Source organism: Mycetocola sp. (assembly GCF_046716805.1).
GTDB lineage: Bacteria > Actinomycetota > Actinomycetes > Actinomycetales > Microbacteriaceae > Mycetocola_A.
Window position 1 is genome coordinate 1 of record NZ_JBKJWH010000081.1, and the last position, 3,928, is coordinate 3,928.

Genomic DNA, 3,928 nt, shown 5'->3' on the forward strand with positions numbered 1-3,928 from the left:
GTGTCCTTCGGGACGTGTGGGTTCGAGTCCCATCTTGGCTACGATTACAGAAGGATGGAATGGCTAACATACGTTATACTGAGGAACTTCTTCAGGACGCTGTATCTAAATGTCACTCCGTTTCAGACGTGATGAGGTACCTTGGACTCAAGGCTGCTGGCGGGACACATAGCCATATCTCGCGCAGAATCAAGTCGTTCGGTATCGACACTTCGCACTTCATAATGCGAGGAAACACTACAGGAATTACGGCCCATAACCGTAAGACCCTTGATCAAATCTTCGTGCTTCTCCCAGAGGGATCTAACAGGCCTAAAGCGGAGCAGCTTAGGAGAGCGCTGATCGAATCAGGTGTCCCGGAAATGTGTGGATGCGGCTTGACTAACGCTTGGAACGGGAAACCTATCCAGATTCACGTTGACCATATTGACGGAAACTGGTATAATAATTTAAGAGACAATCTTAGATTTCTTTGTCCGAACTGTCACTCTCAGGAGCCGACAAACAGGGGTTGGAAGAACAGCTAAGATATGGGAGTGTGGCGCAATTGGTGGACGCGTGCGATTTAGGATCGCATACTTTGATACACTGTGGGTTCGAATCCCATCACTCCTACTTTGATCTTGGCAGATCAAACGGAACTTACTACCGTAAATGGTAAGAGGGTCACCTACTGGACGGTGATGACTACCGGGAAGCAGGTCGGGAGGGAGCTAGCGTCTCTTCGCTATCGGTGAGGTTTGCCAAAACCAAGTCCGTACCCGTCTCTATAGCTCAGAGGAAGAGCGTAACCCTACGAAGGTTAGCGTCGGCGGTTCGAATCCGTCTAGGGACTCTGTTGTAATGGTCGAGGAGTCGGTAAGATTTCATGCGCCACAGTCTCACCCGTAGACTCTTTGCAGGGTGATATCGTCGTCGCAAAGGTCATGGAATACCTAGCAACAAACAATGGCTCCGTAGCTGAGTTGGGATAGCACCAGACTCTTAATCTGGGGACGTGGGATCGAAACCCACCGGGGCCACTCTATAATTGAAAAACTTGGGGTCGTGTGCTAAGCGGCGAAGGCAACTGACTGTAAATCAGTGACAAAGAAACATCGTAGGTTCGAGTCCTACCGGCCCCACGAGACGATAGCGCAGCACCGCGCATATCTCAAATAGCTGTATAGGTTACGAGTGTGTCCCCAATCAGGCCTGATTTCTGGGGTTCCGAGTACAGCGAATGCCTCTATAGCTGAGTTGGGATAGCACCGATCTTTTAAATCGGGGACGCGGGATCGAAACCCGCTGGGGGCACCATAGAGTATAATGGAACTACCAACACCAAGGAGATCCTATGCTCGATACCATCAAATCCAAACTTGCCCACTTCTGGGAAATCTTCTCCACAAGCATGCAGTTCAACAAGAAGCTGCACGGATGGCTCACCATTATCTGGTTCACCGCAGCCTTCCCTATCTCAATCTGGCTCTCCACTTCCGTACCGTTTCTGGTTTTCATTTCCGTGTATGCTGTGGTAGTGTCTCACTGGAACCTATGGTTTCAGATGAAGATCGAGAAGAAGCACGAAGAGAATCCAGTCGAAGAAGCAATTATTGATCGACTTGACAAAGATACAGACGTTCAGGTAGACTCAGTAACAACGGAAGAGACAACGATCTCCTCCAAAGACTAAGCAGTAAACATCGATTTGACACTCAAGCAGTCGGGTGGTAAAATTGATACATAACGACGAAACGACATAGAAAAGAAACATCAAACTTATGACCAAGCTTAACCAGATCATTGCAGTAGAACCCTCCGTGAAGTCCAAGGCGAACCGCGAGTTCACTGACCTTCACCGTGAAGTCTCCAAGCCTGCCCTCCTTGCTGGCCTCTCCCGCACCTACCAGCCGAAGGACGAGGAAAACGGTGATAGCCTTCCCGCAGAGTCCACCCTCGTGCAGGTCAAGGCCGAAGATGTCATCAAGCGTGCAACGTCTGCTCTGACCCGACTCTTCGATGTCACCCTGACCAAGGAGACCGCCAACGCTGCTGCCAAGGCAGATGTCAAGGTCGGCTCCCGCGTCATCCTCGCGAACGTGCCCGTCACCTACCTTCTCTTCCTTGAGAAGAAGCTTGTCGAGATCCACGAATTCGTCTCCAAGCTCCCGACTCTCGATCCTTCACAGGATTGGACCTACGACGCAGCATCGGGCCAGTACGCTACTCCCGTCATTCAGTCCGTCAAGACCAAGAAGGTCTTGAAGAACCACGTCAAGGCTGAAGCCACCGACCGTCACCCGGCTCAGGTCGAGATCTTCCATGAAGATGTCATCGTGGGCACGTGGTCCAAGAAAGAATTCTCCGGTGCGCTCCCGGCCACCCGAGTCAACGAACTCCTCTCACGTGTTGAAGCTCTCCAGACCGCTGTGAAGTTTGCACGCGAAGAGGCCAACAACACCGAAATCACGGATGAAGAAGCTGGAAAGGCCGTGTTCGACTACCTGTTCGCAGCGTAGTCCCCTAGATTCCCTGTTGAGCACAGGGTAAGCGCAATGGCGCTATAGACTAAAGCTGAAACTTAGCCTAATTAGTCAAGACAGTACAGGTGGTGGTTCGAGTCCATCTCCCGGCACCAATCAGGCCGGGATAGCCCAATGGTAGAGGCGCTGTTTAGACGATATCAGACTCAGATTATTGCTCTAGACTTAGCAAGCTACCGCACACATCTAATCAACCGCTCACGAACTGAATTACGAGACAAGGGTTCGAATCCCTTCCCGCCCTCTGTGTCCACGACACATGCAGTCCTCTCGGGCGGGTAGCTTAGTGGAAAAGCGCATAATGTTAATATGATTCGTGAGCTTAAACGTGTAGATGTGACAACCAATGTGGACATATGATAAGACCCGGACAGTCGGATATGCTGTCCGGGTCGTCCCACATTCTGATACAATTGATAAATAGGAGATACCATGCCCCAGACCCGAGAAGACCGGATCTACCTTGCGTACAAAGCAACCAAGGCAGCATTCCTCAAGGAAGGTATCACCGACCGCGTTCACGGACGCACTCTGCTGTATCTGGCAGAACTCTTCAACGTCAACCCTCTGCGTGTGCAGAAGATTGTACAGGATCGAAGAGAGAAGAAATAACCTACGAGGGTTAGTTTGAATAAAAGGTACACTCCCTAAGTACACGGGACACGAGATACCTTTAGCAAAACACCGGTACTCGATTCCGGAGACGATGGTGCAACTCCATCACACTCGACTACGGGAGTTAGCTCAACGGACGTTAGAGCGGCGGAAGACGTTTCGCAGATGGTTGGTTCGATTCCACCACTCCCGACTGCAAGCACATCGGACAAGGCTATGGCACGTGATCCGGAAAACGGTAGCAGGAGATCTTTTGGGGAGGATCGTTTAGACTACGCCGCAACTGGAAACAAAGTGGTGGGATGCGCGTGGATGACCAGCTTGCTCTTTTAACATACACTAAGGATATACCATGAACTCTGTAGAATACCGATACCGAGCAACCGACCTCAAATGGATTGACGGCGACACCGTAGATCTACTAGTAGATCTCGGCTTCTATCACTTTGTCAAGACCCGCTTCCGTCTCTACGGAATGGATACTCCAGAGCGTGGAGACGCCCTCTGGGGAGAGGCAACCGACTTCGCTGAAGCCATGGCTCCGGTCGATACTCAGGTCTGTATCGATGTCTTCAAAGACCACGACAAGTACGGACGCTGGCTTGTGAATATCTACGTTGACGACAAGCAGGTCAACCAGTCTCTCGTTGCTGCTGGACTTGCCGTGCCTTACTACGGCGGCACTAAGCCAGTGGTTGCTTGATTCTTTCGGACTCCGCTTGACTTTCTGTTGATCTTCGTGTAGTGCCATTCTGGTATACTGTATGGTAGATACCAATACCATACGG

4 protein-coding genes and 6 tRNA genes are annotated in these 3,928 nt (G+C 50.9%); all 10 read left to right on the forward strand.

The features are described 5' to 3' along the window. Nucleotides 1-532: 532 nt before the first annotated feature. The 10 genes from ACLQ62_RS06415 to ACLQ62_RS06460 all read left to right on the forward strand — a co-directional run bounded on the left by ACLQ62_RS06415 (nt 533) and on the right by ACLQ62_RS06460 (nt 3,843). A tRNA-Leu gene (locus ACLQ62_RS06415) sits at nt 533-615 on the forward strand. Between the two features lie 148 nt (nt 616-763). Beyond that, nucleotides 764-835: transfer RNA gene (locus ACLQ62_RS06420), tRNA-Arg, on the forward strand. Nucleotides 836-950: 115 nt separating this feature from the next. Beyond that, a tRNA-Lys gene (locus ACLQ62_RS06425) sits at nt 951-1,022 on the forward strand. 19 nt (nt 1,023-1,041) lie between these two features. Continuing rightward, a tRNA-Tyr gene (locus ACLQ62_RS06430) sits at nt 1,042-1,124 on the forward strand. 100 nt (nt 1,125-1,224) lie between these two features. Next, nucleotides 1,225-1,299: transfer RNA gene (locus ACLQ62_RS06435), tRNA-Lys, on the forward strand. Nucleotides 1,300-1,336: 37 nt separating this feature from the next. Further along, a complete protein-coding gene (locus tag ACLQ62_RS06440; protein WP_411720825.1) occupies nt 1,337-1,675 on the forward strand; it encodes a hypothetical protein in 339 nt (112 codons plus the stop codon). Between the two features lie 88 nt (nt 1,676-1,763). Further along, entirely contained in the window at nt 1,764-2,501 is a 738-nt protein-coding gene (locus tag ACLQ62_RS06445) for a hypothetical protein (RefSeq protein ID WP_411720826.1), read from the forward strand. 456 nt (nt 2,502-2,957) lie between these two features. Beyond that, nucleotides 2,958-3,137 carry a hypothetical protein gene (locus ACLQ62_RS06450; RefSeq protein WP_411720827.1) on the forward strand — a complete coding sequence of 60 codons (180 nt, stop codon included), beginning with the start codon at nt 2,958-2,960 and terminating at the stop codon, nt 3,135-3,137. 121 nt (nt 3,138-3,258) lie between these two features. Continuing rightward, nucleotides 3,259-3,333 (forward strand) — tRNA-OTHER (locus tag ACLQ62_RS06455). A gap of 159 nt (nt 3,334-3,492) precedes the next feature. Further along, complete coding sequence (locus tag ACLQ62_RS06460; RefSeq protein WP_411720828.1) at nt 3,493-3,843, forward strand: thermonuclease family protein; 351 nt, start codon at nt 3,493-3,495, stop codon at nt 3,841-3,843. The last annotated feature ends 85 nt before the right edge of the window (nt 3,844-3,928 follow it).

Bases quoted from the DNA above. Each gene is read 5' to 3' on its own strand.
- ACLQ62_RS06450 (WP_411720827.1), top strand. From the start codon at position 2,958: ATGCCCCAGACCCGAGAAGACCGGATCTACCTTGCGTACAAAGCAACC.
- ACLQ62_RS06445 (WP_411720826.1), top strand. From the start codon at position 1,764: ATGACCAAGCTTAACCAGATCATTGCAGTAGAACCCTCCGTGAAGTCC.
- ACLQ62_RS06460 (WP_411720828.1), top strand. From the start codon at position 3,493: ATGAACTCTGTAGAATACCGATACCGAGCAACCGACCTCAAATGGATT.
- ACLQ62_RS06440 (WP_411720825.1), top strand. From the start codon at position 1,337: ATGCTCGATACCATCAAATCCAAACTTGCCCACTTCTGGGAAATCTTC.